General features: G+C 69.8%; 20 protein-coding genes and 2 pseudogenes. 9 read left to right on the forward strand and 13 right to left on the reverse strand.

Annotation, left to right across the window (positions count from 1 at the left end):
• Positions 1-154 precede the first annotated feature (154 nt).
• From DEU31_RS08135 to DEU31_RS08150, 5 genes are all read right to left on the reverse strand, one after another.
• Positions 155-607, reverse strand: coding sequence for a hypothetical protein (locus DEU31_RS08135; RefSeq protein WP_133676748.1), 453 nt, complete (start codon positions 605-607; stop codon positions 155-157).
• A 101-nt stretch (positions 608-708) separates the two neighbouring features.
• Positions 709-1254 carry a hypothetical protein gene (locus DEU31_RS08140; RefSeq protein ID WP_133676749.1) on the reverse strand — a complete coding sequence of 182 codons (546 nt, stop codon included), beginning with the start codon at positions 1252-1254 and terminating at the stop codon, positions 709-711.
• Between the two features lie 6 nt (positions 1255-1260).
• Complete coding sequence (locus DEU31_RS08145; RefSeq protein ID WP_133676750.1) at positions 1261-2337, reverse strand: XRE family transcriptional regulator; 1077 nt, start codon at positions 2335-2337, stop codon at positions 1261-1263.
• Positions 2338-2401: 64 nt separating this feature from the next.
• Positions 2402-2578, reverse strand: coding sequence for a hypothetical protein (locus tag DEU31_RS16785; RefSeq protein WP_157998635.1), 177 nt, complete (start codon positions 2576-2578; stop codon positions 2402-2404).
• Positions 2579-2595: 17 nt separating this feature from the next.
• Positions 2596-2973, reverse strand: a complete 378-nt coding sequence (locus DEU31_RS08150) for a PH domain-containing protein (protein ID WP_062948362.1) — start codon at positions 2971-2973, stop codon at positions 2596-2598.
• Between the two features lie 172 nt (positions 2974-3145).
• Between DEU31_RS08150 and DEU31_RS08155 the strand changes: the two genes are divergently transcribed.
• Positions 3146-6520, forward strand: a complete 3375-nt coding sequence (locus tag DEU31_RS08155; RefSeq protein WP_133676751.1) for an exonuclease domain-containing protein — start codon at positions 3146-3148, stop codon at positions 6518-6520.
• Positions 6521-6849: 329 nt separating this feature from the next.
• On the opposite strand, the gene DEU31_RS08165 is transcribed toward DEU31_RS08155, so the two are convergent.
• Positions 6850-7512 (reverse strand): CPBP family intramembrane glutamic endopeptidase, encoded by a 663-nt coding sequence (locus DEU31_RS08165; protein WP_133676752.1) that lies wholly within the window; start codon positions 7510-7512, stop codon positions 6850-6852.
• Positions 7513-7632: 120 nt separating this feature from the next.
• Here DEU31_RS08165 and DEU31_RS08170 point away from each other — a divergent pair, with 120 nt between their 5' ends.
• Entirely contained in the window at positions 7633-8658 is a 1026-nt protein-coding gene (locus tag DEU31_RS08170) for an NAD(P)H-binding protein (protein WP_133676753.1), read from the forward strand.
• On the opposite strand, the gene DEU31_RS08175 is transcribed toward DEU31_RS08170, so the two are convergent.
• A complete protein-coding gene (locus tag DEU31_RS08175) occupies positions 8645-9949 on the reverse strand; it encodes an MFS transporter (RefSeq protein WP_133676754.1) in 1305 nt (434 codons plus the stop codon). The genes DEU31_RS08170 and DEU31_RS08175 overlap by 14 nt on opposite strands.
• Positions 9950-10187: 238 nt before the next feature.
• Between DEU31_RS08175 and DEU31_RS08180 the strand changes: the two genes are divergently transcribed.
• Entirely contained in the window at positions 10188-10427 is a 240-nt protein-coding gene (locus DEU31_RS08180) for a hypothetical protein (RefSeq protein ID WP_133676755.1), read from the forward strand.
• A gap of 164 nt (positions 10428-10591) precedes the next feature.
• Here the strand turns inward: DEU31_RS08180 and DEU31_RS08185 are convergent, their stop codons facing one another.
• Entirely contained in the window at positions 10592-10849 is a 258-nt protein-coding gene (locus DEU31_RS08185) for a metal-sensitive transcriptional regulator (RefSeq protein ID WP_133676756.1), read from the reverse strand.
• 141 nt (positions 10850-10990) lie between these two features.
• On the opposite strand from DEU31_RS08185, the gene DEU31_RS08190 reads away from it, so the two are divergent.
• From DEU31_RS08190 to DEU31_RS16790, 4 genes are all read left to right on the forward strand, one after another.
• Positions 10991-11878, forward strand: coding sequence for a sulfite exporter TauE/SafE family protein (locus DEU31_RS08190; protein WP_133676757.1), 888 nt, complete (start codon positions 10991-10993; stop codon positions 11876-11878).
• 54 nt (positions 11879-11932) lie between these two features.
• The gene (locus DEU31_RS08195) at positions 11933-13375 is read left to right on the forward strand and encodes an MBL fold metallo-hydrolase (RefSeq protein ID WP_133676758.1); all 1443 of its coding nucleotides are present in this window, start codon (positions 11933-11935) and stop codon (positions 13373-13375) included.
• Positions 13372-13962, forward strand: a complete 591-nt coding sequence (locus tag DEU31_RS08200; RefSeq protein WP_133676759.1) for a rhodanese-like domain-containing protein — start codon at positions 13372-13374, stop codon at positions 13960-13962. The genes DEU31_RS08195 and DEU31_RS08200 overlap by 4 nt, the downstream gene beginning before the upstream one ends.
• Positions 13963-14093: 131 nt before the next feature.
• Positions 14094-14258 (forward strand): hypothetical protein, encoded by a 165-nt coding sequence (locus tag DEU31_RS16790; protein ID WP_166649429.1) that lies wholly within the window; start codon positions 14094-14096, stop codon positions 14256-14258.
• Between the two features lie 100 nt (positions 14259-14358).
• Here the strand turns inward: DEU31_RS16790 and DEU31_RS08205 are convergent, their stop codons facing one another.
• From DEU31_RS08205 to DEU31_RS08215, 3 genes and pseudogenes are all read right to left on the reverse strand, one after another.
• Positions 14359-15351 carry a plasmid pRiA4b ORF-3 family protein gene (locus DEU31_RS08205; protein ID WP_133676784.1) on the reverse strand — a complete coding sequence of 331 codons (993 nt, stop codon included), beginning with the start codon at positions 15349-15351 and terminating at the stop codon, positions 14359-14361.
• Positions 15352-15449: 98 nt separating this feature from the next.
• A pseudogene (locus DEU31_RS17315) lies at positions 15450-15743 on the reverse strand (hypothetical protein); the annotation flags it as partial.
• A 28-nt stretch (positions 15744-15771) separates the two neighbouring features.
• Positions 15772-17544 carry a sigma factor-like helix-turn-helix DNA-binding protein gene (locus DEU31_RS08215; protein WP_133676761.1) on the reverse strand — a complete coding sequence of 591 codons (1773 nt, stop codon included), beginning with the start codon at positions 17542-17544 and terminating at the stop codon, positions 15772-15774.
• Here DEU31_RS08215 and DEU31_RS08220 point away from each other — a divergent pair.
• Positions 17522-19372, forward strand: coding sequence for a DUF262 domain-containing protein (locus DEU31_RS08220; protein ID WP_133676762.1), 1851 nt, complete (start codon positions 17522-17524; stop codon positions 19370-19372). The genes DEU31_RS08215 and DEU31_RS08220 overlap by 23 nt on opposite strands.
• Before the next feature lie 611 nt (positions 19373-19983).
• Here the strand turns inward: DEU31_RS08220 and DEU31_RS08225 are convergent.
• On the reverse strand, positions 19984-20742 hold the full coding sequence (locus DEU31_RS08225; RefSeq protein ID WP_208109974.1) for a hypothetical protein: 759 nt from the start codon (positions 20740-20742) through the stop codon (positions 19984-19986).
• A 177-nt stretch (positions 20743-20919) separates the two neighbouring features.
• Positions 20920-22068 carry a hypothetical protein gene (locus DEU31_RS08230; RefSeq protein WP_133676763.1) on the reverse strand — a complete coding sequence of 383 codons (1149 nt, stop codon included), beginning with the start codon at positions 22066-22068 and terminating at the stop codon, positions 20920-20922.
• 285 nt (positions 22069-22353) lie between these two features.
• On the opposite strand from DEU31_RS08230, the pseudogene DEU31_RS08235 reads away from it, so the two are divergent.
• Positions 22354-23343 (forward strand): annotated as a pseudogene (locus DEU31_RS08235) (IS481 family transposase).
• Positions 23344-23433: the final 90 nt, after the last annotated feature.

Below are 23433 nucleotides of genomic sequence, written 5' to 3' on the forward strand. Positions count from 1 at the left end.
CGACGGCGGCGACCTGTTCCTCCGCGGCGAGTTCGAGCAGCTCAAGGACTATCAGCGCACCCTGAACTTCCCGTTCCTGTGCGGGAATTCGGTGCACGAGGAGACCGGGACGCTGCTGCCTCTCGAGACGGCTGCGTCTCCGGCCCGGGGGCCGTCACTTCTTCGCGGACTTGGCGTCCTCGTCGAGTTCGGTGACGTAGGCGGCGAAGATGTCCTGGCGCAGCGAGTCGATCTGCTTCTTCAGGGTCTTGCGCTGCTTGGCGGTCGAGCCCGGAGCGGCCAGGAGCTGCGCAGCGCGCGAGGCGGAGTCGAGCTTCGCGGACCAAGCGGCCGCCTTCGCGGCCTCCTGCTCGTCATCGGCCGACTCGGTCAGCAGCGTGACCTGCTCGCGGAGGGCATCGAGCGTCGCGAGCATCGCCTCGGGCGTGGCCTTGTCGTGGCGCCTCAGCTTCTCGAGCTGCTCCTTCACGTAGTCCCAGACCTCGGGGTTGTCCCTCAGTATCTGAACCAGCCGGATCACGAACGGCGTGGCCATGCCGAGGAAGGAGATCGCCTTCTTCAGCCCGCCGCCCTTGGTCTCCACCTGTGCGCTCTTCTTCGCCGCCATCGCTGCTCCCCTCGTCGAGTACAGCGTCACGATACGGCGTGGGACCGACGGGATCCGGGAGGCCGGCGACGGGCTGTACAAACGCCGCGCATCGCTCGTGGTCACTCGTACGTGGCGACGAACTGACTCAGCGTACGGATCGTCGACGGTGGCGTCCCGCCCGCGCCGACGAACTCCTGCCAGAGCGCCTTCGCCTCTTCCATCGTGACGAGGCCCCTCCTGCGAGCCAGACGGAGCAGACGCCATGTTCCGACGCACTCGATCGGCTTCGCCCAGGACATGGCCGCGCGGTCGTCCGTCACGAATACCGCGCGGAGCCTCCGTTTCTGGATGAGCGTGATCGACTCGGCCTCGCCCAGATGCTCTTGGGGGTGGTCTCCCGGCGATGCCATCTGGCGGCGGAGCTGTCGGATCGAGAGGTGCTCGGAGGGTTCAGGCAGGAGCGGCTCTCCCAGGAGGCGATCCGCAGCGTCGACCAGTCCGGGCAGCTCCAGCTGTTGCTCCTTCCTCGCACACTCGGTGCGAATCGACCCCGTCCAGCGGACGTTCTCGCGCAGGAGCGGTCCGAGCACAGGGATCAGCCCTGGGCGATGGAAGTTCACGAGGACCGACGTGTCGTGGAAGAACAGCAGGGGCGCGTCGGTCACCGGTGATCAGCCGATCAGCGCGGCGAGCGCGTCGTCGGAGAGCTCCTCGGCGGCCGCCGGTTCGTCCACCTCGAGGGACGTCACGGGGACGCCGAGCATCCACGCGAGCGTCCCCTTGCCGACAGCACCCTCCGCGATCTGCTCGAGGTGCGCCTCCTGGAGCCAGGTCGGGAAGTGTCGCTCCCCCGCGTCCCGCATGCGCCGGGTGATGGGATCGCCGACCTTCGCCCCGGTCCAATGTCGGCGCAGCAGCTTCTGCGTGCTCCACGTCAGGACCTCGGCGACCTCGGCCGACGGGGTGAGCTCCAGCTTCTTCAGCCTCCGTGACAGAGCACCGGTGGAGATGCCCCAGGTCCAGACGAGCTCGGCGACCTCTGCAGGACGGATCTCTGCCCAGTCGATCTGCTGCAGTGTGACGGCAGGCAGCAGCAGCTCGGCGGCGAAGGCGTTCGCCTCACGCTCCTTCACATCGGCGAGCGCGGTGCCCGGGACGACGCCCTCGTGCCTGAGCGCGAGATGTCCCAGCTCATGGGCGAGCGACCAGTTCTCGTGGAACCAGTTGCCGCTCTCGGGCAGCAGAATGACCGCCCGCTCCTCGACGAGGAACGAATAGGCGGTACTGGGGCCATCGATCCGGACCACGTCGACCTCGATCTCCGCCAGACGATCGACGAACGGCCGCACGAAATCGGGATGGAGAAGGCGCCGGATCCCCTCGACGTCCGACGGGAGCTCGAGAGGCGCTCGCACCGGCGAGATCTGCGCGTAGGCGAGCCGCACGTCGGCGAGCAGGGAGTGGTCCTCGTCGAGGCCGGCGACGCTGCGCGCCCCCGTGTCGTGGTCGAAGGAATGGCGCGCGGCGAGCACAAGGCGATGAGGATCCGGCGCCCCGGTGATCAGCTCGTGCACGTCCGCATCCAGCACCTCTGCGATGGCGGCGAGCTCGACAGCAGCGAAGCCTCGCTGGTCGCGGAGCGCACGGGAGAGCGCGTCGGGAGTCATCCCGACGCGCTGGGCGAGCTCCTTCTGCTGCATCCCTGCGCCGTGCATCGCCGCACCGACACGGCCGCCGATCGTCGTCATGCCTCTACCGTACGCCCCGATTGGGATTATCCCAATCGCTATGTGGACGAGGCCACGCGGGGGGTCAGAGGTTCCCGTCCCGGTACAGCGCCAGAAGAAGCTCCTGCACCTGCGCCGAGTACTCGATGACGGTGTACGTCTCCCCGGAACCCCTGGTGCGCTCGACCTCGACCACTCCCAGCAGCTCTCGCGCCAGCGACGGCGTTCCCTTCGACGGGCGGCGAGCCGGGCCTCGACCCACCGACCGTCCCGCCGCGCTCAGGACGAGCGCAGCACCGCGTTCGCGATCAGCAGGTCGAGTCGGCGCACGTCGATGTGCTTGCCGACGGCGATCTTGATCCGGCCCGCGCGGGTCCACAGCTCGATCTCGGCGTTGAGGTCGAGGGTGCCGGCGTTCTCCGAGGACCACATGTTGATCGCGGAGTAGGGCAGCGAGTAGATCTCGACCTTCTTGCCTCGGATCCCCTGGGCGTCGCGCACGATCAGCCGCTTCGTGGTGAACACGGCCGAGTCGCGGAACGTCTTGTACGCCGCGATCGCCCGCTCCTCGGGCACGAGCAGGGCGGTGACGTCCTGCGGGATCGGGCACTCCTCGACGAAGGTCCACGACGTGATCGCCGATACCGATGCGTCCAACTTCTTCTCCTCATCTCCCCCGGCGGCGCCGGTGCGCCGCGGTGACGAGATCGAAGATAGCGCCAGGTGGGGACGGACGAATCATCGATGGTCCCCACACGGACAGCGCCTCCTCTGTCCCTGGTCCCTGAGATGATCGAGCGATCACCATCCCTGCCCGGAGAGGATCCTCGTGGGACTGCTCGATCGCTTCCGCGGCCGCGCCTCGGCGTCGTCCGCGACGCCGCCTCCCACCCCGTCGGGGGCTCCTCGTTTCGCGGTGATCGACGTGGAGACGACGGGACTGGATCCGGAGCGTGAGCGAGTCCTGGAGCTCGCGATCCTGCGCGCCGACGAGCAGGGCCGGCCGATCGACCAGTGGGTGACGCGCTTCCACCCGGGCGGGCCGGTGCGCGCCACGCACATCCACGGCATCACCGACGCGGACGTCGCCGGCGCCCCGCGCTTCGCGGACCTCGCCGTCCAGATCGGCACCGCACTGCAGGGACTGGTGCTCGTCGCGCACAACGCCGAGTTCGACCTCGCCTTCCTCCAGGCGGAGTTCGCCCGGGCCTCGCTGCCGATGCCGCAGGTGTCCACCTACTGCACGCTGCAGGGCAGCACCGTCTACCTTCCCCACCTGCGGCGGCGCACGCTCGCCGAGTGCTGCGCGGCGCTCGGGGTGACGCATCAGCAGGCGCACTCCGCGCTCGGTGACGCCTATGCGGCGGCCGGGCTGCTCGAGCGGTATCTCGCGATGGACCGGCAGACGGGGTACGACGCCCCGCTGACCGCCTCGCGGGCGTTGCGGGGTGGAGTGGCGGGCCGGACGCCCCCGGCGCCGGCTCCTCCGCAGGGGCCGACGGGGACTGCGATGCCGCAGTCTGCGCGCCCGGCTCCCGCAGCGCAGGCCTCCCCGCCGGTCCCGTCCTCGCCCAGCAGTGCGCTCAGGCCCACGTCATCGTCTGCGGCGATGCCGCGCCGAGCGGTGCCGGCTGCCCCGGAGGTGGACCTATCCCCCACCGCGATCCGGGCGTGGGCGCGCGAGCAGGGCATCCCCGTCGGCGACCGTGGGCGGTTGAAGGCCGAGCTCGTGGCGCAGTACCGAGCGGCGATGGGGCTGGAGGCCGAGGCATCGGCGGCACCCTGCGCTTCGTCGGCCCGGCCCGCGCCCTCCGCGGCACCGGCCCCTCCCATGATCACTGAGCCGCCGGCGCAGCCCGCGCCCGCTACCCCGTCGGCAGCCTCCGCATCCGCCGAGACGTCGTCGCCCCCGCTGGTGATCACCGACGAGTTCGCCGCCGCGCTCGAGCATCTGCACGCCGGCCATCACCTGTTCCTCACCGGCAAGGCCGGCACCGGCAAGTCGACGCTGATCAGGCACTATCTCGAGCAGACCGACCGCTCCACGATCACCGTCGCACCCACCGGCATCGCGGCGCTGAACGTGGACGGGTACACGATCCACCGCCTGTTCTCCTTCCCGCTCGGGGTCACCGAGGAGCAGGTGCGCGGCGGCTCCTACTACCCGGGACGCTTCGCGAAGGCGCTGAAGGAGCTGGACACGCTGATCATCGACGAGGCGTCGATGGTGCGGGCGGACCTCTTCGATGCGCTCACCGCGGCGCTCGAGCTGTACGGACCCCGGCCCGGCACGCCCTTCGGCGGGGTGCAGCTGGTGCTCGTCGGCGACCTGTACCAGCTGCCGCCGGTGGTGACCGATCACGAAGCGGGCTGGATCGAGGAGCGCTACGGCACCCCGTTCTTCTTCTCCGCCCACTCCTTCGACGAGGACACCTTCCCAGTGGTGGAGCTGTCGACCGTGTTCCGCCAGCAGGGCGATGACCAGCTCGTGGACCTGCTGAACGCGGTGCGGGAAGGGACGCTGCTGGAGGAGGCGCGGGGCGAGCTGAACCGTCGGACGCATCCCGATTTCGAGCCCGGGCTGGACGAGTTCTGGCTGACCCTCGCCACCACCAACCGGATCGTCGGCGCGCGGAACCGGCAGATGCTCGAGCGCCTGCCCGCCCCGGTGCAGACCTTCACCGCGCAGACCAGCGGGGACACCGACGGATTCGAGAAGCCCACCGAGGAGACGCTGCGGATCGCGGTGGGCGCGCAGGTGATGCTGCTGAACAACGACCCTCTCGATCGCTGGGTCAACGGGACGCTCGGCCGGATCACCGCGATCGGCGCCGACTCCGACGGGACCGTGGTCACCGTGCTGCTGCGCGACGGCCGCACCGAGCAGGTGCGCGAGCACACCTGGGAGATCACGCGCCCCAGCGTCGAGGGCGGTGCGCTGGTGCATCAGGTGATCGGCACGTTCACGCAGCTGCCGATGAAGCTGGCCTGGGCGATCACGATCCACAAGTCGCAGGGACAGACCCTGGACCGGGTGGTCGTGGACCTCACCGGCGGCACCTTCGCCAACGGCCAGCTGTACGTGGCGCTGTCGCGGTGCACGAGCCTCGAGGGGCTGGTGCTGAAGCGCGAGGTGCTCCCGCGGGACCTGAAGACCGATCAGCGCGTGCGGCGCTATCTCGCGAGCGGCACGTCCGGGACCGAGACGCTCGGCGAGGCGTACCTGTCGGTGCTGACGGTCGGCACGACCGGGGACCGCTGGCGGCCACGGCCGGTGGAGATCGCGGTGGTCACCGACGACGGCGACGAGGTCTCCACCGTCGTGAACCCCACCTCCGACCTGTTCTCCGCACGGGACGAGTTCGGGATCACCACGCGGGACGTGCAGCTCGCGCCGCTGCTGACGGAGGCGTGGCCGGCGCTGTCGGCGCTGCTGGCCGGGCGGGTGCCCGTCGGCGTGCACATCGACCGTCAGCTCGCCCACGTCGACTTCGAGCTCAAGCGCAACGGGATCGTCGAGCCGGTGCCGCTCGGGCTCGAGGTCCCGGGCAGTCTGCTCGGCGCCGGCGAGCGCGCCCGGTTGAACGCGCCGACAGCGCTCGAGCGGGCCCGGGCGGTGCGCGACGCGGTGCGGCGCGTGCGGGCCGCGGGACAGGAGCTGCCCGGCAACGGGATGGCGTTCCGGCAGGTCGTGGCGGGGCACGGCTATCTGCTCGCCCGCACGACGGGGCCGACGGGGACCAGCGCCCCGACGGGCTTCGTCGTCGGCGGGAACCTCGGCGCGCAGGACGACGCCGCCGAGGTGCTCGCCCACCTGCTCGAGGGGACCTGGCAGCGGGTCCTCTCCCCCGATCAGGAGGTCCTCGAGCGCCTGCGCGGGGTCGAGGAGCATTTCGGGGTGCGGGTGCTGCCCGAGGGCTTCGAGGCGACAGGCCCGACCATTGCGGCCGACGTGCTCGTGCCGGGGGCGCGGGTGTGCTTCTCCGGCACCGTCCACTCGCCCCGGCACGGCTGGCTGGAGAAGGAGCAGCTGCACGCCATGGCCGAGGCGCGCGGGCTCCGGGCCGTCCCGACCCTCACCAAGACCCGGACGGACGTGCTGGTCGTCGCCGAGGCCGGCTCGCAGTCGAGCAAGGCGAAGAACGCGGCGAGGTGGGAGAAGCCGGTGATCACGGCGGAGGAGTTCCTGGAGTGGGTGGGATGAACCGCAGCGACGAGGCGAGGCCTGACGTGGACGATACGGAGGACGACGACCGTTACCTGGTCATCCGGGGACGGAGATGGCGACGCACGGACCCGGCGCTGGACGCCGACGTGGTCCGGGCGCTGAAGAGCCATCTGGGCAGAGCCCGCTCCCAGATCGGGCGCGCCGGCCACGACGACGACCCGGCGAGCGTCCGCTCAGCTCGAGACCGCGTCCAGCTCGCGAAGGAAGGCCTCGGAGAGCGCGGCCCCGCATGGTGGGAGCGCCCCGAGGACGAGCGCCGCCGTCAGGCCGCGGACCGACTCGCTCGCCTCGAGCGGCTGGACGCCTCAGCCCGCGATGCCGACACGGACGACGACGGCGGGGAACAGTCCCACCATGGTGAGCGTCCAGAGGGCGTGGACGAAGAGCGCCCCGGCGAGTGAGCCGGAGGTCTCGCGGGCCCACATCGCCACCGGTCCCAGCAGAAGGGCCATCACCGCGAGAGCAGGGCTGCCGGTGCACAGCGTGACGAGGGCGTACACCGCGGTCGGGACCACCCAGCGGGCCGAGCCGGTGAGCAGCCGAGGCAGCGCGCCGCGGAAGAACACCTCTTCGGCGGCGCCCGCCACCAGCGCGACCGCGAGCACACCCCAGCGTCCGTCGGCCGCTGCGGCGACGGGGCCGGCCACCGACGGGGCAGTGGCCGGGATACCGGCCAGGACCAGACCGCCCGCCAGCGAGGCCGCGGCCAGGCCGACGCCCGCGGCGGCCACCGCGACCCTCGGTGCGCGCCCCGGGGCCCGGCCGGCGAGATCCGAAGGTGCCAGGCGCATGATCAGCAGCCCGCCGACGGTCCAGGTCAGGGCGATTCCCAGTGCCCAGCCGGCGACGGTCCCCGGCCCCCCGCCCTCGGCGCGCAGCGACGCGGCCAGGAGCGGCGCAGCCACCACGACGGCGAGGCCGGCCACCCACCACGCGCCGGGACGGGAGGCGGGACGATCGGGGCTCATGCGCCTAGCGTACGAGGCCGCTCGCCGCGCCGGGGCGAGGCGGGTCTTGCTCGAGGGCGCCGGCTCGTATACACCTGAGGCACGGCTCGCGGCACGGGAGCACGGACACGGAGGTAGATCATGCGCGTTCTCGTCATCGGAGCCGGGGGGTATGTGGGGAGCCGGCTGATCCCCGCACTGCTGGAGGACGGACACCAGGTGGTCGCCGGGGCCCGGGATCTGCACAAGCTCGACGCCTTCTGGTGGGGCGACGCCGTTGACAGGGTCGAGCTGGATGCGACCGAGGACGACTCCGTGCGTGCCGCGATCGCCGCGGACCCGGCGCTGGAGGCAGTGGTCTACCTGGTCCACGGCATGGGAGGAGACGACTTCCGGAAGGTGGATCGCGCCGCCGCCCGGCGCGTGCGCGCCGCCGTCGACGCGTCCGAGGTGAAGGCCCTGGTCTACCTCTCGGGCATCATCCCGGACATCCCCCGCGAGGAGCTCTCCGAGCACCTGGCCTCCCGTCTCGAGGTCGAGGAGGAGCTCTCCGCGGCGCGGTGCCGCTTCGTGGGCCTGCGGGCCGCAGTGGTGCTCGGCGCGGCCTCGACCAGCTTCGAGCTGATGACCCAGCTGGCCCACCGCCTCCCGGTGACCGTGTTCCCGGACTGGATGGACCATCTGGTCGAGCCGATCGCCGTAGTCGACGCCGTCGCCGCGATCCGGGCGGCCGTGACCACCGAGAGCGCCCACGGCGTGTACGACATCGGCGGGGGCGAGGTCATCGCCTATCCGCAGCTCGTCCAGAAGGTCCTCGAGCTCACGGACCAGGAACGGCCCGGGTTCTCGGTACCGGTGATGCCCCAGGCCCTGGTCACGGCGGTGGGATCGTGGCTCTCCGACATCCCCGCCCCCACGGTCACCGCGCTGATGGAGAGCCTGCGCGAAGACATGGTCGCGCGGGACGAGCGATGGCTTTCCGAGCTGCTGCCGGACGGCCATGCGACGCGGGTGACGATCGACGAGGCCCTGCGCCGCAGCCTGGCCGCACCGGACGTGAGCCGCAGCCCCCGGGAACGGGATCCGCTCGCGGTCATGCCCGGCGATCCCTCCTGGGCGACCAACGGCGAGGGTCAGGAGCGAGTGCTGGAGTTCAAGCAGGGCTGATGTGCACGGGCCGGCTGGCGACGACCCCGGCGACGAGCTGCCCGACCAGCACCACGCACAGCACGATCAGCGGCAGGGTCCAGCTGTCGGTCGCGCCGTGGAGCGCGCCGATGCCGAGCGGGCCGAACCCGGCGACCAGATACCCGAAGCCCTGCGACACCGTCGAGAGCTGGCCGGTGAGGTGCGTGGTCGGCGAGCGCCACACGATGTACGTCAGCGAGAGGCTGATCGAGGCGCCGAGCCCGAGGCCCAGCACCGTCATCCACGCCACGGCTCCGCTCGCGGGTGCGATGATCAGCCCGAGATAGGCGGCGGCGAGGAGCAGCACGGCCACGACGGGCGGCAGCCACGTCGGCCGCATCCGCGCCGCGAGGGTCGGCGCGAGCAGGGCGGCGAGCGCTGCCGGGAACGCGGAGAAGGCGATCATGCCGCCGGCGGCGGTGACGTCCATCCCGGCGTCCTGCAGGATGGTCGGCACCCAGGTCACCGTCGTGTAGTAGCTGACGCTCTGCAGCCCCATGAACCCGGTGACGGCGATGGCGGTGGGGTCGGTGAGGAGCGCTCGCAGCGGCGAGCGGCCGTGGTCGACCGGGGCGTCGGCGACCGCGCTGCCGGAGCGCAGGCGTCCGGGCGAGCGGAGCAGCTGCGGCAGCCACACGAGAAGGGCCAGTCCGGCCGGGAGCGCCCAGATCGCCAGCGCAGCGCGCCAGCTGCCGCCGAGGACCGGCAGCAGCGGCGCGGTCAGCCCGGAGGCGAAGGCCGCGCCGACGAACAGCGACATCGTGTACAGGCCCATCATCAGCCCGGCGCGGTGGGCGAAGTCCTGCTTGATCGCCGCGGGCATCACGACGTTCCCCACCGCGATCGCGGAGCCGACGAGCACGGTGCCGGCGAACAGGGCGGTCATGCTCGGCTCGTGCCGCAGCAGGTTCCCCGTCGCGAGGACCAGCAGCACGAGCCCGAGCAGTCGGTGCATGCCGAGCCGCCGGGTCAGGCCCGGGGTGAGGAACGCGAACGCCCCGAACACGAACACGGGGATCGTGGTCAGCAGGCTCACGACGGTCGCCGACAGGCCCAGCGAGGCACGGATCTCGCCGATCACCGGTCCGATCGCGGCGACGCCGATGCGCAGGTTCAGCCCGATCAGGATCAGTCCGACGCCGTGCAGCAGCAGGGCTGCGCGGCCGAGGGGCCTCTCGGCGGGCTCGCGCACCTCCGCGGGGGCGGGCGGCGCGCCGGTGGGGACGGGGAACGTATCCTCCGCGGCGGTCTCCGTGGAGCCGGTCGTCATGGGGCCTAGCCGATCACGAGGAGATGACAGGGATGCCGGCCCCGGCGGGCCGCTGCACTGCGGGGCGCCGGGAGTCGATCGCCCGTTGCAATCTACGCCTCTTGGTTGGCGGATATGCAACCCTCGTCCGGAATCGTGCGGGCCGCGGTGTGGTTCGCCGTGTTCCCGTTCTCGTCGGGAAGTGCGCCGGTCGGGTGGGGGACGATGATCTGTCGGATCCCCGCCCTACTCTCACCCCATGATCACGATCCTCGGCGACGAGCCGCCGGAGCCGTACGACCAGCCGCGCGGCACCTGCCCCGTGTGCGGGTCGGGCCAGGTGACCCACCATCCGCTCGGCGGTCCGGACCCGCGCCTCGCCGAGGAGGATCCGCCGTGGGTCCACTGGCAGGGGTGCGTCCTGGTCTTCAGCGACCGGGCGTGCGAGGACTGCGGCGCCTGGTGGAACGTGGAGAGCGACGAGGACGAGGAGGAGTGAGGGAGGGCTGATCCCGGGGAGAGCACGTCGGCCGCCGCTCCCCGACGCGGCGCTCCGAGGCGATGTCGGCATCCGGCACAGCGGGAGGACGGCGAGGCGATCCCGGAGCGGCTGCCGATGGGGCGTTGCGGGGCACCGGGCGACTGCGCGCCGCGCCCCGCCTCTCATGCGAGCGTGAGGAACAGCTTCTCGAGCTCCTTGCGGTCCAGGTCCTTCTCCGGGCTGGTCATGCACTGCTCCATGCCGCTGGCGATGATCGCGAAGCCGGCGCGGTCCAGCGCCTTGGAGACGGCGGAGAGCTGCGTGACGACGGCCTTGCAGTCCTTGCCCTCCTCGATCATCCGGGTGACGGCCGCGAGCTGCCCCTGGGCGCGCTTGAGGCGGTTGATCACAGGTGTCATGTCATCGGGGTTCAGGTCCATGGCGCTCTCCTCGGGTCGGTCCACACACCCCAGATTATACCCCCAGGGGTGTCTTGCATACCCCCCCCGGGGTATATGGCAGTCTCGGCGACGGAGGCGGTCGCGCCGCGAGCCTCCGACCCACCTCCCGAAAGGCCCCTCGTGACACCCACCCTCGCGCTCACCCTGCTGCTGGCCGTGCTCATCGGAGTCTCCCTGGGGCTGCTCGGCGGCGGGGGCTCGATCCTGACGGTGCCGATCCTCGCCTACGTGGCGGGGCTTCCGGCCAAGGAGGCGATCGCCGCCTCGCTCGTCGTGGTCGGCGTGACCTCGGCCGTCGGCGCCGTCAGTCACGCCCGCGCCGGCCGGGTGCGGTGGCGCACCGGGGTGAGCTTCGGGGCCGCCGGGACGGCCGGGGCCTTCCTGGGCGGGCTCCTCGGCGGACACATCCCGAGCACGGTGCTGATGGTCGCGTTCGCACTGATGATGATCGCGACGTCGGTCGCGATGCTCCGGGGCCGGCGGGGCGCGCCCGCGGAGGAGGGGCCGAGCCGGGAGCCGTCCGCGGGCAGGATCGTGCTCGAGGGGCTCGCGGTGGGCCTGGCCACCGGGCTCGTCGGCGCGGGCGGCGGCTTCCTGGTGGTGCCCGCGCTGGCGCTGCTGGCCGGACTGCCGATGCCGGTCGCCGTGGGCACGTCGCTGGTGGTCATCGCGATGAAGTCGTTCGCAGGACTCGCCGGCTATCTCACCTCCGTCTCGCTGGACTGGGCCCTGGTGGGCGGGGTGACGCTGGCGGCCGTGCTCGGCTCCCTGCTCGGCGCGCGAGCGGCAGGCCATCTCCCCGAGCGGGCGCTGCGCACGGGCTTCGGGGTGTTCGTGCTCGCGATGGGGGCTCTCGTCCTCGTGCAGGAGCTCCCGGGCGCCGCCGGCGCCGTCGTCGGCGGAGTCGTGGCGCTTCTCGCCCTGCTCGCCGCCGGATGCTGGATGCCGGTGTCGTCCTGTCCGCTGCGCACCGCCCGACCCGCCTCGCATACCCCCCGGGGTACCTGATACCCTCGGGGGTATCCCATCCGCTGTCCATCCCGCACACCCACTGGAGGAACGATGCTTCTCGAACGGATCTATGACGAGGACCTGTCCCAGGCTGGCTACTTCATCGGCTGTCAGGCGCAGAAGGAAGCGCTGGTGGTCGATCCGCGGCGCGACATCCAGGTCTACCTCGATCTCGCCGCCCACCACGGCATGACGATCACGGCCGTGGCCGAGACCCACATCCACGCCGACTTCCTCTCCGGCACCCGCGAGCTCGCCGCCGCCACCGACGCCACCGCGTACGTCTCCGGCGAGGGCGGCGAGGACTGGCAGTACGGCTTCGAGGCCGAGCGCCTGCACGACGGCGAGTCGATCCGGCTGGGCAACATCACCGTCACTGCCCGCCACACCCCGGGGCACACCCCCGAGCACCTCAGCTACCTGGTCACCGACGGCGCCTTCGCCGACGAGCCCGGCTACTTCCTCACCGGCGACTTCGTGTTCTCCGGGGACCTGGGCCGCCCGGACCTGCTGGACGAGGCCGTGGGGATGGAGGACACCCGCTTCGCCGGCGCGAAGCAGTTGTTCGCCTCCCTGAAGAGCGCGTTCCTCACCCTCCCCGATCACGTGCAGGTGTTCCCCGGCCACGGCGCCGGCTCCGCCTGCGGGAAGGCGCTGGGCGCGCTGCCCTCCACCACGGTGGGCTACGAGCGGAGGTTCGCCTGGTGGGGTCCGTTCCTGGAGAACGACGACGAGCAGGGCTTCATCGACGAGCTGCTGGACGGCCAGCCCGACGCCCACGCCTACTTCGCCCGCATGAAGCGGCAGAACACCGACGGCCCCGCCCTGCTGGGCGAGCGCCCCGCCCCGCGCGAGGTGGCGACCGAGGAGCTCTCCGGCGGCCTCGCCGACGGCTCCCTCGCCCTGGTGGACACCCGTCCCGTGGCGGAGGTGCATGCGGGCACGGTGCCCGGCGCGCTGTCGATCCCCTCCCTCGGCAAGGCCGCCACCCACATCGGCTGGGCCTTCGACCCCGAGGCCGACGACGCCCAGCTGGTGGTGCTCGCGCCCGACGCGGCCACCGCCGCCGCCTACGGCGACCACTTCGTGCGGGTGGGCGTGGACGCGCTCACCGGCTACATCCCTTCCCTGGACGGACTGGAGCTGTCCGCCCCCGCCACCGTGGCCCCGGCGGACCTCGCCGCGCTGCGCGCGCAGGAGCCGGATGCGCACCTGCTGGACGTGCGCACGCGCACCGAGCACGCCGCCGGCACGGTGGACGACGCCGACCAGCTCTCCGCCGGCAAGGTGCTCTTCCACCCCGGCGACCTGCCCGCGAAGGACGCCGGGCGCCTGATCACCTTCTGCCAGTCCGGGCTGCGCAACTCCGTGGCCGCGGCCGCTCTGCGCCGCGCCGGCTACGACGTGGTGGAGCTGGAGGGCAGCTACGCCGGCTGGTCCCGCTGGGCCGCCGCACAGAACGACCTGGGGACCGCCGGAGAGGACGCCCGATGACCGCCACCCCCACCACGCGCACCGTGACCCCTGCCGAGCTCGCCCACCGCCTCAGCACGGACCCCGAGCTGATGGTGATCGACGTGCGCACCCCCGGCGAGTTCGAGACCGTCCACATCCCCGGCTCCCACAACGTGCCGCTGGATCTGCTCACCGCCCACACCGACACGCTCGCCGGCCGCATGGGCGAGCACGTGGTGCTGGTGTGCCGCTCCGGCGCCCGCGCCGGGAAGGCCTGTGAGGCGCTGCAGCAGTCCGGCCTGGAGGGCATCGACGTGCTCGACGGCGGCATCGCCGCCTACCAGGACGCCGTGGGCGGCGTGAACCGCAGCGGCGGCCGCTGGGCGATGGACCGCCAGGTGCGGATGACGGCAGGCACCCTGGTGCTCGCCGGCACCCTCGCCGGGCAGCTGGTCCACCGGCGCCTGGGCCTGGTCGCGGGCGCGATCGGCGCAGGGCTCACCTACTCGGCGCTCAGCGACACCTGCGCCATGGCCGCGGTGCTCGCCAGGATGCCGTGGAACCGCACGGCCGACTCCCCCACCGTCGAGACCGCCCTGGTGCCCGGCGTCGTCGCGGCGCGCTGAGGCCACCCGCCGAGGTCACCCGCCCAGCGCCGGAGCCCGCCGCTCCGGTGCCGGGCGGCCTCCCCCTCCGCGGGGCGCGCCGGACCGTGCCCCGCACCCCGCTCACACCCCTCTCACCGAAGGAGCACGCCATGTGCCGAGCCACCACCTGCAACACCTGCGGCAAGACCACCTGGGCCGGCTGCGGCCAGCACGTCGACCAGGTCATGAAGGACGTCCGCCCCGCCGACCGCTGCCCCGGCCACGCCGAGGCGGCCCCGGAGAAGGGCTTCTTCGCCCGGCTGCTGGGTCGCTGAGGCCGCCACCGCTTCGCCCTCTCGCAGGGCGACCGCGTTCTGGCCGTTGACCTGCATCTACACGATCCGCTTCGCCGGCCCCCTGACCCGACACCGCGGCTCAGCGGGTCAGCGCCTCACGGGCAAGGGAAGTCGCCTCCGGGGAGAAGCAGAAGCCCCGCTCGCTGAGCCGCGAGGTCACGGTGCCGGTGTTGGCGAGCAGATGCCAGGCAGGCAGGTCGAGGATCTCGCCGGCCGTGACGGGGCCGGACTCGCTCGGTCCGATGATCGCGGTGAGGACGCGCGCGATCTCGACCATCGGCAGCGGCAGTCCCGGTTTCATCGTCGCGACGTAGGTCAGGAGCACCACCTGGGCGAGCTCCTCGGTCTCGTACCTACTCGGGACGAGGGAGCCCAGGAAGAGCTCTCGCACATTGCCGGCCCGGTAGTACGCCCTGGCGCGTCGGGGGAGCAGGAGGGCGCCCTTGTGCTTCCGCAGGATCCCGGCGCGCTGCAGGGAGGTCCGGAACATCTGCAGCGGAACGGCGTGGACCTCGCGGTCGTTCATGCCGATCCAGTCCGCCATCTGCGGCAGGACCGCGCTCGCGGCCTCGACGTCGGCAGGACGGAGATAGCCGGCGCCGGTCAGCGGGAGGCCGCCCTCGGCGCCGGCCCGATCGAGGAACCAGGTCAGGGCACGCAAGGCCGACTCGACTGCGCTGTCCGGGAGCAGGGCGAGCGGGGCGCCGAGCAGCAGAGCTCGGTCCATCAGGTCCTGGCCGGCGCGGGCGCGGCCGACCAACGTCAACGGCTCGACGAGGAGCGCGGGCACGACGTCGTCTTCCGGGACGGTCAGCATCGTCGTGCCCGACCAGAGCTCCAGGTCCAGGGCCGCGACGTCGAAGAACGCCGGGTCCTCCAGGAGGGTCTTCAGGTCCTCCTCGTCCCGCAGGCCGCCGCAGTCCTCGGGCGGTGCTGCGCGGCTCCCGCCCGTGGCCCGGGCCGGGGCGTCGCCCTCCCCCGCCTCTCGCACGGACTCGACGACGATCCCGAGATCCCAGCCGTCGCCGTAGTCGTAGAGGTACTCCAGGGTGTCGCCTGCGGCTTGGAGCAGCTCGCCGAGCGGCCCTCGCCGGCGGGGATCCCATCCGGGTCCTCACCGTCCTCGACGTCGAACTCGCACAGGAACTGCTGAGCCCCGTCGTCGAACGGGGCGCCGCCGGCCGCGAAGCGCCACGAGTGGTAGCCCGCCCAGTCGAAGGCGGTCTGGAGTACGGTGTGCACGTCCTCGAGGGAGAGGTCGCTGCGCAGCTCGAGGCGCCGCCAGATCGGCGGAGAGGAGCGGTGGAGGTCGACGCGGACCGTGAGGACCTTGCCCGTGGACGGTTGCGGGCGGCGGCGGTCGACGGGTGTCGTCGCGTCGCCGAACACCTCGTGGTTCAGGCCTGCGGTCATCTCGCGGAAGCGGGCGAGGATGTCGTCCTCGGTGTCCTCGGTGGATGGCATGGGGTGATCCTAGAGAGGACGGGTTCAGTCAGCGCGCCCGGCAGGACTCGACCGCCAAGTTCCAGGTCCCGAATCGGTCGACGACGGTGGAGCGAGAGGGGGCCGCGTTCGCCCGTGACCAGGTGCCATAGTCGGTTGAGCTGCCCTCGGGGTACTCGGCCAGGAAGCGGGTCATGTACTCCCCCACCTCGGCGCGGCTGCGGTTCTTGACCTTCGGTGCGTTGGGCTCGCCGCCCGCCTCAGCGAGGAGCTCGCTCCACAGCTTCCCGGAGCGTCGCTGCAGAGTCATGAAGGTGGGGCGGCCCTCTGCTCGGGCCCAGGCTCTATACCGAGAGGTGGTGATCCTCGGGCCGAGGGCATCGATCGCCGCGCGCACGTGGTCGAGGGGGTCGGGGTCGTCGGTCGGGGTCTCCCAGTCGCGGGGCGCGGTGATCTCCTCGACCCAGGCGGGGTCGAAGCCCTTGGGCGTGTGGAGCACGGCGAGGGCGGTGGCGACGGTCTCGGTCCAGCTGCCTCCCTCGTGACCGCACAGCCGCTGCCGTACCAGCGCCCCCGACGGTGCTGCAGGGTGCCGAGCCAGCCACTCCTCGACGGCTCGGAAAGTGGTCCCTCCATCGGGCGCCTGGACGGCGGTGATCACCGCCGCCCAGAGGTCCTCGTCGCGGAAGGAACTGCGCGGAGCCCCCTTGTCGGTGCTGAGCCCCGCGGCTTTCAGGGCTTCGTTCCAGGTGCCGAAGCGGATCGCGGCGGTCTGGTGACCGGGGACGTCGTGCTCTCGCGCCCAGTCGGTGAACGCCTGGCAGGTCGTGCGGCCGGTCTCGGCATGGAAGGCACGGAGGTCCTCGATGATCTCCTCCTCGGTACGCCGCGTCGCTTCACAGGGCGCACCGAAGGCAGGCTCGTGCCGGGAGCGCCGGCGACCAAGGAGCTGTCGCATCTGCTCCACGGAGAGACCAAGGGCTGCCGGCGCCTCGTCGAGCGGCGCAACAGGATTCGACAGGGACCACAGCTCCGCGACGGACTCGTGCTCGGCGCGCCGGGCTCGCGCGAGGACCTTCGCGGCGGCACTGAGGTCTGTGCTGGACCAGGGCGTGTCCCGGGAGAGGATCTGGCGGATCCGCTCCCGGGTGACGCCGAAGAGGTCTCCGATCTCCTGAAGGGTCGCGCCGAAGGCGTAGAGACGAGCACTGCGGATCGCACGAAGGTCTTTGCACCCGATACCTGCGAGGACAGTGTCGAGATAGCCCGGCTCCCCCGGCGCGACGATCCCGAGCTCCTGATCCCGTGGCACCCGCACCAGCCGCAGTACGTGTGCATGCGGGATGCCGAACACGGCCTCGGCCTCCCACCAGGCGCTGTCCTCGTGCTCACGCCGCCAGGCCCGAAGCCGACGCCTCAGTGCGGCGGCAATCGCGGCAGTCCCGCCCGGCACGGCTTCCTCGATCGCGGTCTCCACCGAATCGGGGTATACATCGAGGATCTCCCCGATCTCGCTGGGGACGAAGCCCTGCTGAGCGAGGTCCAGTGCCCGGTGCACTTCCATCTCAGTGAGCTGCGGATGCGGAACGGCGCTCGCAGGAGCGAGCGGAACGTCATGCGCGTCGATGGACATCGGATCCCCTTCCGGTGGCACTGCACGAGGTGGTACCACGAGTGTGTCGGCGGGGTGTGACAGACGGGACCGATGAAATGCTGAAAGCAATGGATCCTTCTCTTGATGCCCCCTTGTGGCTCTGCTCCCCATAGCCTGAGGGCATTCCAACTCCCGTGGAGGCCCGATGCCGTACTTGCCCGCAACCACGATCGCTGCGATCCTCGCTCAGATCGAGCGGAAGGATCTCATCCTGCCCGCGATCCAACGCGAATATGTCTGGAAGCCTCAGCAGGTCGTCGCCCTGTTCGACAGCATCATGCGGGGGTATCCGATCGGCAGCTTCCTCTCGTGGCGAGTGGAGCAGGCCACGGCACAGGAGTTCCGCTTCTACGACTTCCTCAACAGCTACAACGAGTTGGACATGCGGCACAATCCCGAGCGGGCGGTGCCTCCGAACCAGCCTGTGGTGGCCGTGCTCGACGGGCAGCAACGCCTCACTTCGCTCAACATCGGCTTGCGCGGGACCTACGCCATGAAGAAGAAATACGCCTGGAGCGGGATACCCGAGAACTACCCAGCACGGACACTCCACGTCAGTCTTCATGGCCATGCCCCGGGGAATGCCGCAGGCCTGCTGTACGACCTCCGCTTCCTCTCAGAGGCACAACTCGCTGCGCTCGACCCGGAGGAAGCGCGCTACTGGCTCCCGGTGCCTGCCGTGCTCTCAGCCGGACCTGGCATGGGACTGTGGCGCGTCCTCGCAGAGCGCGACCTCGGGAACGATACCGACGCGATGGAAATCGCGTCCTTGCTGGCGGAGAAGGTCCACTCCGAGCACTCGGTGCACTTCTTCGAGGAGGCCGACCAGGACATCGAGCGTGTGCTGGACATCTTCATCCGAGTGAACTCCGGAGGGACTGTCCTCTCCTACAGCGACCTCCTGCTCAGCATCGCGACTGCACAGTGGAAGAACCGTGATGCCCGCAAGGAGGTCCATGGGCTGGTGGATGAGCTGAATGCCACCGGCATCGGCTTCCGCTTCTCCAAGGACCTCATCCTCAAGACCGGACTCGTGCTCAGCGGGGTCCCGGACGTGGCATTCAAGGTCAAGAACTTCACGGCCGCGAACATGGCACGTCTCGACGCGATGTGGGACGAGATCGCGGCCTCGCTCCGGCTCACCGTAGGGCTGCTGAGCGACTTCGGCCTCTCCGGAACATCGCTCACGGCGAGCAGCATCGTCATCCCCCTGGCGCAGTACGTTCATCATCGCGGTCTCGACCAGAGCTATCGCGAAGCGGCCTCAGCCGCCGGAGACCGCGCCGCGTTGAAGAACTGGGTGCTTCGTGCACTGATCGTCCCCGGCATCTGGGGATCCGGTCTCGATCAGCTGCTCCAGTCCTTGCGGAATACGATCCTCGAACACGGCGATGCAGGATTCCCGGTGGACGAGATCGACACGATGATGGCTGGGCGGGGCAAGTCGCTGACCGTCACCGATGAGCTGATCGAGACCATCCTGGACTATGAGTTCGGCGACGGCGAGACATTCGGCGTCCTCGCGATCATGTTCCCGCATGTCAACACCCGGAACATCCATCACGTCGATCACATCGTGCCCCGCGCCCGTCTCAACCGCGCCTCCCTGCGCACCGCGGGCGTTGACGACGGGACGATCGAGGAGATCCTCGCGAAGCGCGACGGCCTGTCGAACCTCGAACTCCTCGAGGGGTCGGAGAACGTCTCGAAAAGCGCGAAGATGCCGCTCGACTGGGCTCAGGAGGTCTACACCTCGCCAGAGGCATACTCGGCCTATCTCGACCGCAATGCCCTTCCTGAGCTGATCTACGACCCGGCGGACTACCTCATGTTCTACGAGACGCGACGCAGTCTGTTGCGTACGCGGATTCTGCGCGCATTCGGTCTCAGCGAGCCGCCAGAGAAGGCACCGCACGCCAGTGCGACGCAAGCGGAGACGATCCCTCCGCTCGACGAGAGCATCGAAGCTTCCGGGGTGGAACTGCTGGACGATTGAATGGCAGCACCCCTGGCAAGCGGCACGACGCCACACTCCTCGGCCGGGCCAGCTGTCAAGGAGAGCGCCCCCGTTCTCGCGGCCTCGTCAACGCGTCAGCCAATCTTCAGTTCAAGCTTTCCGATCCTCACCCAGGCACCGTCGCGTCCCCCGCTCAGTAGTCTTCCACCCGACGGAGGTGCCGGCATCACCCTCCATCACCCCTAAATCCGACCAGGTGAGTGGTCCTGGCAAGCGATCGATAGCCAGCACGCCCTTTTGGTCAGAGACATCATGAAATTCTCAAGAATGCACGACGTCTCCGACAATTATCGAGATAAGCTACCGTCAATAGACTTCAGCCGCAGGTCGGCTCGCGCAGCTTCGACAAACGCACCCAACGCGGCGGCCCACACATCCGATCCAGGCGCCTTCTTTTTCGAATCAAAGAAGGCGACATTTCTCTGGTTGTACAACTGCACTAGAGTCAAGCCTACCTTAACAGCCCTCGTTTCCGATCTCGCGGGCGTCACCGACCTCGTCCCATCCGATGGAGATGAACTTGCCGGCGACCAGTGCATCGGCCGGGATTCTGTCGTTGTGGATTCCCCACATCACGCTCATTGGTCTCCCTACTTCTCCCCGGTCTGACGGGGCTCATCGATCAGGCTGTCTCTCTCGCCCACAACGGGCTCCTCAGGGCCCAGATCTTCGCTCGCGCCGGCGTCGTGTCGCCATTCCTCTGGCGGCGGTCCGAGGATCTTTCGGGCAGAGCGGATGACGAACCAGCCGAATGCTCCGTTCCCCGCAGCACCGATGCCGACGCCCAGCATCATGGGCATCTGCTTTCCCAGCACGAGCACGCCCTGCTTCGTCCCGTACTTCGTGATGAAGCGAGGGCCCAGCACCTTGTTCGCTCGCGTAATGGCGCTCATCGGAATGACATTCACGATCGCACGGCCCCAGTACGGAACGCTGCGCCCGATGATCGGCTCCACGGCCTTCTTCACGGCCGCATCACCTAGAAGCACTGACATCACGAGCAGGCGTCGCCGCTCTACGTCCTCCGCGTGGACATCATGGATCTCCGCGACAGACAGTGTGTACAGAACGGAAGCTTCGAGGAAAGTGACGAGTTCTGCAGCCGCAACTGGAAACTGCACCCAACCGTTGGGGACGATCGCGGCAGCGCCGGCACCAGCCCCGGTCGTGGTGACGGCGCCCAGATAGTACTTGTCCAAGTGGGCGATCAGCTCGGACGGAGACTTGTCCGGGTGTACACGACGCAGGCGGGCGACGTTCGCAGCAGCTGCCGGGTACTGCTTATCCACAGCTGCGGAGAAGACCGACTTCACCAACGACTTCGCATCCGGCCTCGCAAGTTTCGCCATGCACCCAGTGTTGCACCTGGGGCCGACGTTCGGCGCCGCACTGCATAGTCCGACTGTCGAAGTGCGAGTCCCTGCCCCCTGAGCAGGGTGAAATTGACGTGATGCGGGCACACTGCCCGCGCCCGTACCGGCCGCCGACGAGGCTCCACCCCAATGGGCCGGCCGCGCCACCGTGCACTAAGCCCGTTCCTCCCTCTCCCTGAGGTACGCCAGCGCATGGCCGAGCAGTGCCACGACGTCGGGACCGGTAGCACGTGTGGTGTCGATCCGCAGAGATGCTTCGAAGCGCGTGTCACCGTCGCGATGGAAGCCCGGGTTGTAGCGCGATCCGTCACCGCGCTCGAACCCCTTTTGAACAATCTCGCCCCAATCACCCTTCGCCGTCGGACGCCCAGACCGCTTTGCGAGGACGAGCAGTTCCGCGCGCTCCGGATCGATCTCATGGAGGTGAGCGGCGAACTCGTCGGCGCGAATCGCCGAATCGAGGGTGGTCGCGAGCTGCCAGGCAGCTTCCCGGGCCTCACGCCCCGTGCCGTCGACGTCGACGCCGAACCGGAGAACCATGTTCTGATGCTCGGGTTGCCAGCGCACTTCGGCGATGACGCAATGCTCCGAGGGCCTGTTCCGGAAGGTGCGCCACGCGGCGAGCAGGGGGTTACCTCCTCCTGAGGTGACGCCCGTGTAGACCGCCTCGGCTCCCTCTGAGCGGACGCCAGGCACCAGAGCTCGGGTCAGCACGCGCCCTAGGAAGGGATCAGAGATCGTTGCGAGCGGTTCCTCCGCGCGTCCCCCCATCCCCGTGCTCACCGCGGCGACTTGAGTCGACCAGGCAGTGAGTATTGCTGTCACGGAAGCAGCAAGCACTGCCACCTCGTGCACCGAAGAGCCCGTCCACCGGCCCATGAGGTCGGAAAGGAGGAGCGCGGACCATCGCGGGTCCGGGAGCTCGACACGCTCGTCCACTGGGTCGAGCGATGCGAGCAGCAGCGGGACGTCCGCTTCGAACGTCGTGGTGTACCAGTCGGACTGCTCCTGGCTGAGGTGGTGGCCGAGCTTGACTTCCACCGCCCCGACGGTCGCGCCCGACTCGTCCTGCAGGAGGAGATCGGCCCGCTTCGCCGTACTGGCGCGACCTTCTCGGATGACCCGGGCAGGAGCCTTCCCAATGAGCTCAACCCAGGGCGACGGGTCTTCCTCCGTGAAGTAGGCAAGCAGATCGCTGACGTTGGTCTCGCTCGCGAGGATCCTGCCGAGCCCGTCCATCTCCACACCTCTGTTTCTTCGTTCTGCGATGGTGTCTCGAAGTATGCCGGTAGGGGCGGACATTCGACCGTGATTCGCGACTTTCTTCCCGGTGCATCTCCCCAGTTCGGTGGCGCTACTGCCGCAACTGCCATCACGGCGCCCTCCCGTCCAGCTCGGCGAGGACGACGCCGAGCTGATACGTCTCGTCGTCAGCGCACCGCGGTTCGAGCGCATGCGCCCTCTGGATCAGCTCTAATTGTTGCGGGTCATGACGTTGTAGTCACGGGGTCGGGATGAAGGAACGGGTCCCTGACCGGCACGATGGGTGGTGCTGAAGCCGTCCATCTGCTGGAAGAGACCCGTTCCATGACCCACCGTAATTCGCCGCTGACTCCTGCAGGAAGACTCCGCCTGGTCCAACGTGTCGAAGATGATGGCCGACCCATCGCCCACGTCGCCGCCGAAGCTGGCATCGCCCGCTCGACTCTGACGAAGTGGATCCACCGCTACCGCGACGACGGTGCCGAAGCCTTGGAAGACCGCGCCAGCGCCCCAGCGCGGCGACCCTCGCGACTGCCGATCGAGGTCCTCGAGCTCATCGACACCTGGGGGCGAGACCGCAAATAGTCGGCCCGTCGCATCACCCTCGAGCTCGCCTCTCGCGGTCACCACTACTGCGTCCGGACCATCGGGCGCTGGCTGCAGCGGCTGGGGATCTCTCGCCGCCGTGACCTCGACCCGACCGGGGAGAACAATCGCGAGCCGGGAAAGATCATCGCCCGCTTCCCTGGCCACATGCTCCACCTGGACGTGAAGAAGGTCGGACAGATCCCCGCCGGTGGCGGCTGGCGACTCCACGGCCGTGGCAGCAAACGGGCGCGTCAGAAGCGCGTGGGCTACACCTACCTGCACTCCGCGATCGACGGCTACTCCCGCCTCGCCTACACCGAGGCTCTGGAGAACGAGACCGCAGCAACCACCATCGCCTTCTTCAGCCGGGCGAGGGCGTTCTTCGCTGCGCACGGCATCACCCGTCTGGTCCGGGTGGTCACAGACAACGGCTCCAACTACCGCGCGAAGACCTTCGTCCGCACCATGACCGCGCATGCGTCGCGGCATCAGCGGACCCGGCCCTACACGCCCAGGCACAACGGGAAAGTCGAGCGTTACCAGCGGATCCTCTCTGAGGAATGCCTCTACGCCCACGCCTTCTATTCCGAGAACGAGTGGCGCGAAGCGATCAACGTCTGGGTCCACCATTACAACTATCATCGGCCGCACACCGCCTGCGCCGATCAGCCCCCGGCCACCCGAGTCCACGAACGTGTCGACAACGTCATGACCTCATACAGCTAGCACATCACTTCGCCCGCTTCAGCGGCTTCGCCGGCGAGGAACCGGTAGCCGAACTCGGGATCGTCACGGTGCGCGTCGAACAGCGCGTTC

Origin of the sequence: Brachybacterium sp. AG952, from assembly GCF_004362645.1 — a bacterium.
In the GTDB taxonomy this organism is placed as follows: Bacteria; Actinomycetota; Actinomycetes; order Actinomycetales; family Dermabacteraceae; genus Brachybacterium; species Brachybacterium conglomeratum.

Coding starts and splice junctions, on each gene's coding strand:
- DEU31_RS08135 (WP_133676748.1), bottom strand. CDS start 607: ATGGCGGCGAAGAAGAGCGCACAGGTGGAGACCAAGGGCGGCGGGCTG.
- DEU31_RS08145 (WP_133676750.1), bottom strand. CDS start 2,337: ATGACGACGATCGGCGGCCGTGTCGGTGCGGCGATGCACGGCGCAGGG.
- DEU31_RS08165 (WP_133676752.1), bottom strand. CDS start 7,512: ATGAGCCCCGATCGTCCCGCCTCCCGTCCCGGCGCGTGGTGGGTGGCC.
- DEU31_RS08170 (WP_133676753.1), top strand. CDS start 7,633: ATGCGCGTTCTCGTCATCGGAGCCGGGGGGTATGTGGGGAGCCGGCTG.
- DEU31_RS08175 (WP_133676754.1), bottom strand. CDS start 9,949: ATGACGACCGGCTCCACGGAGACCGCCGCGGAGGATACGTTCCCCGTC.
- DEU31_RS08180 (WP_133676755.1), top strand. CDS start 10,188: ATGATCACGATCCTCGGCGACGAGCCGCCGGAGCCGTACGACCAGCCG.
- DEU31_RS08185 (WP_133676756.1), bottom strand. CDS start 10,849: ATGGACCTGAACCCCGATGACATGACACCTGTGATCAACCGCCTCAAG.
- DEU31_RS08195 (WP_133676758.1), top strand. CDS start 11,933: ATGCTTCTCGAACGGATCTATGACGAGGACCTGTCCCAGGCTGGCTAC.
- DEU31_RS08200 (WP_133676759.1), top strand. CDS start 13,372: ATGACCGCCACCCCCACCACGCGCACCGTGACCCCTGCCGAGCTCGCC.
- DEU31_RS16790 (WP_166649429.1), top strand. CDS start 14,094: ATGTGCCGAGCCACCACCTGCAACACCTGCGGCAAGACCACCTGGGCC.
- DEU31_RS08220 (WP_133676762.1), top strand. CDS start 17,522: ATGCCGTACTTGCCCGCAACCACGATCGCTGCGATCCTCGCTCAGATC.
- DEU31_RS08225 (WP_208109974.1), bottom strand. CDS start 20,742: ATGGCGAAACTTGCGAGGCCGGATGCGAAGTCGTTGGTGAAGTCGGTC.
- DEU31_RS08230 (WP_133676763.1), bottom strand. CDS start 22,068: ATGTCCGCCCCTACCGGCATACTTCGAGACACCATCGCAGAACGAAGA.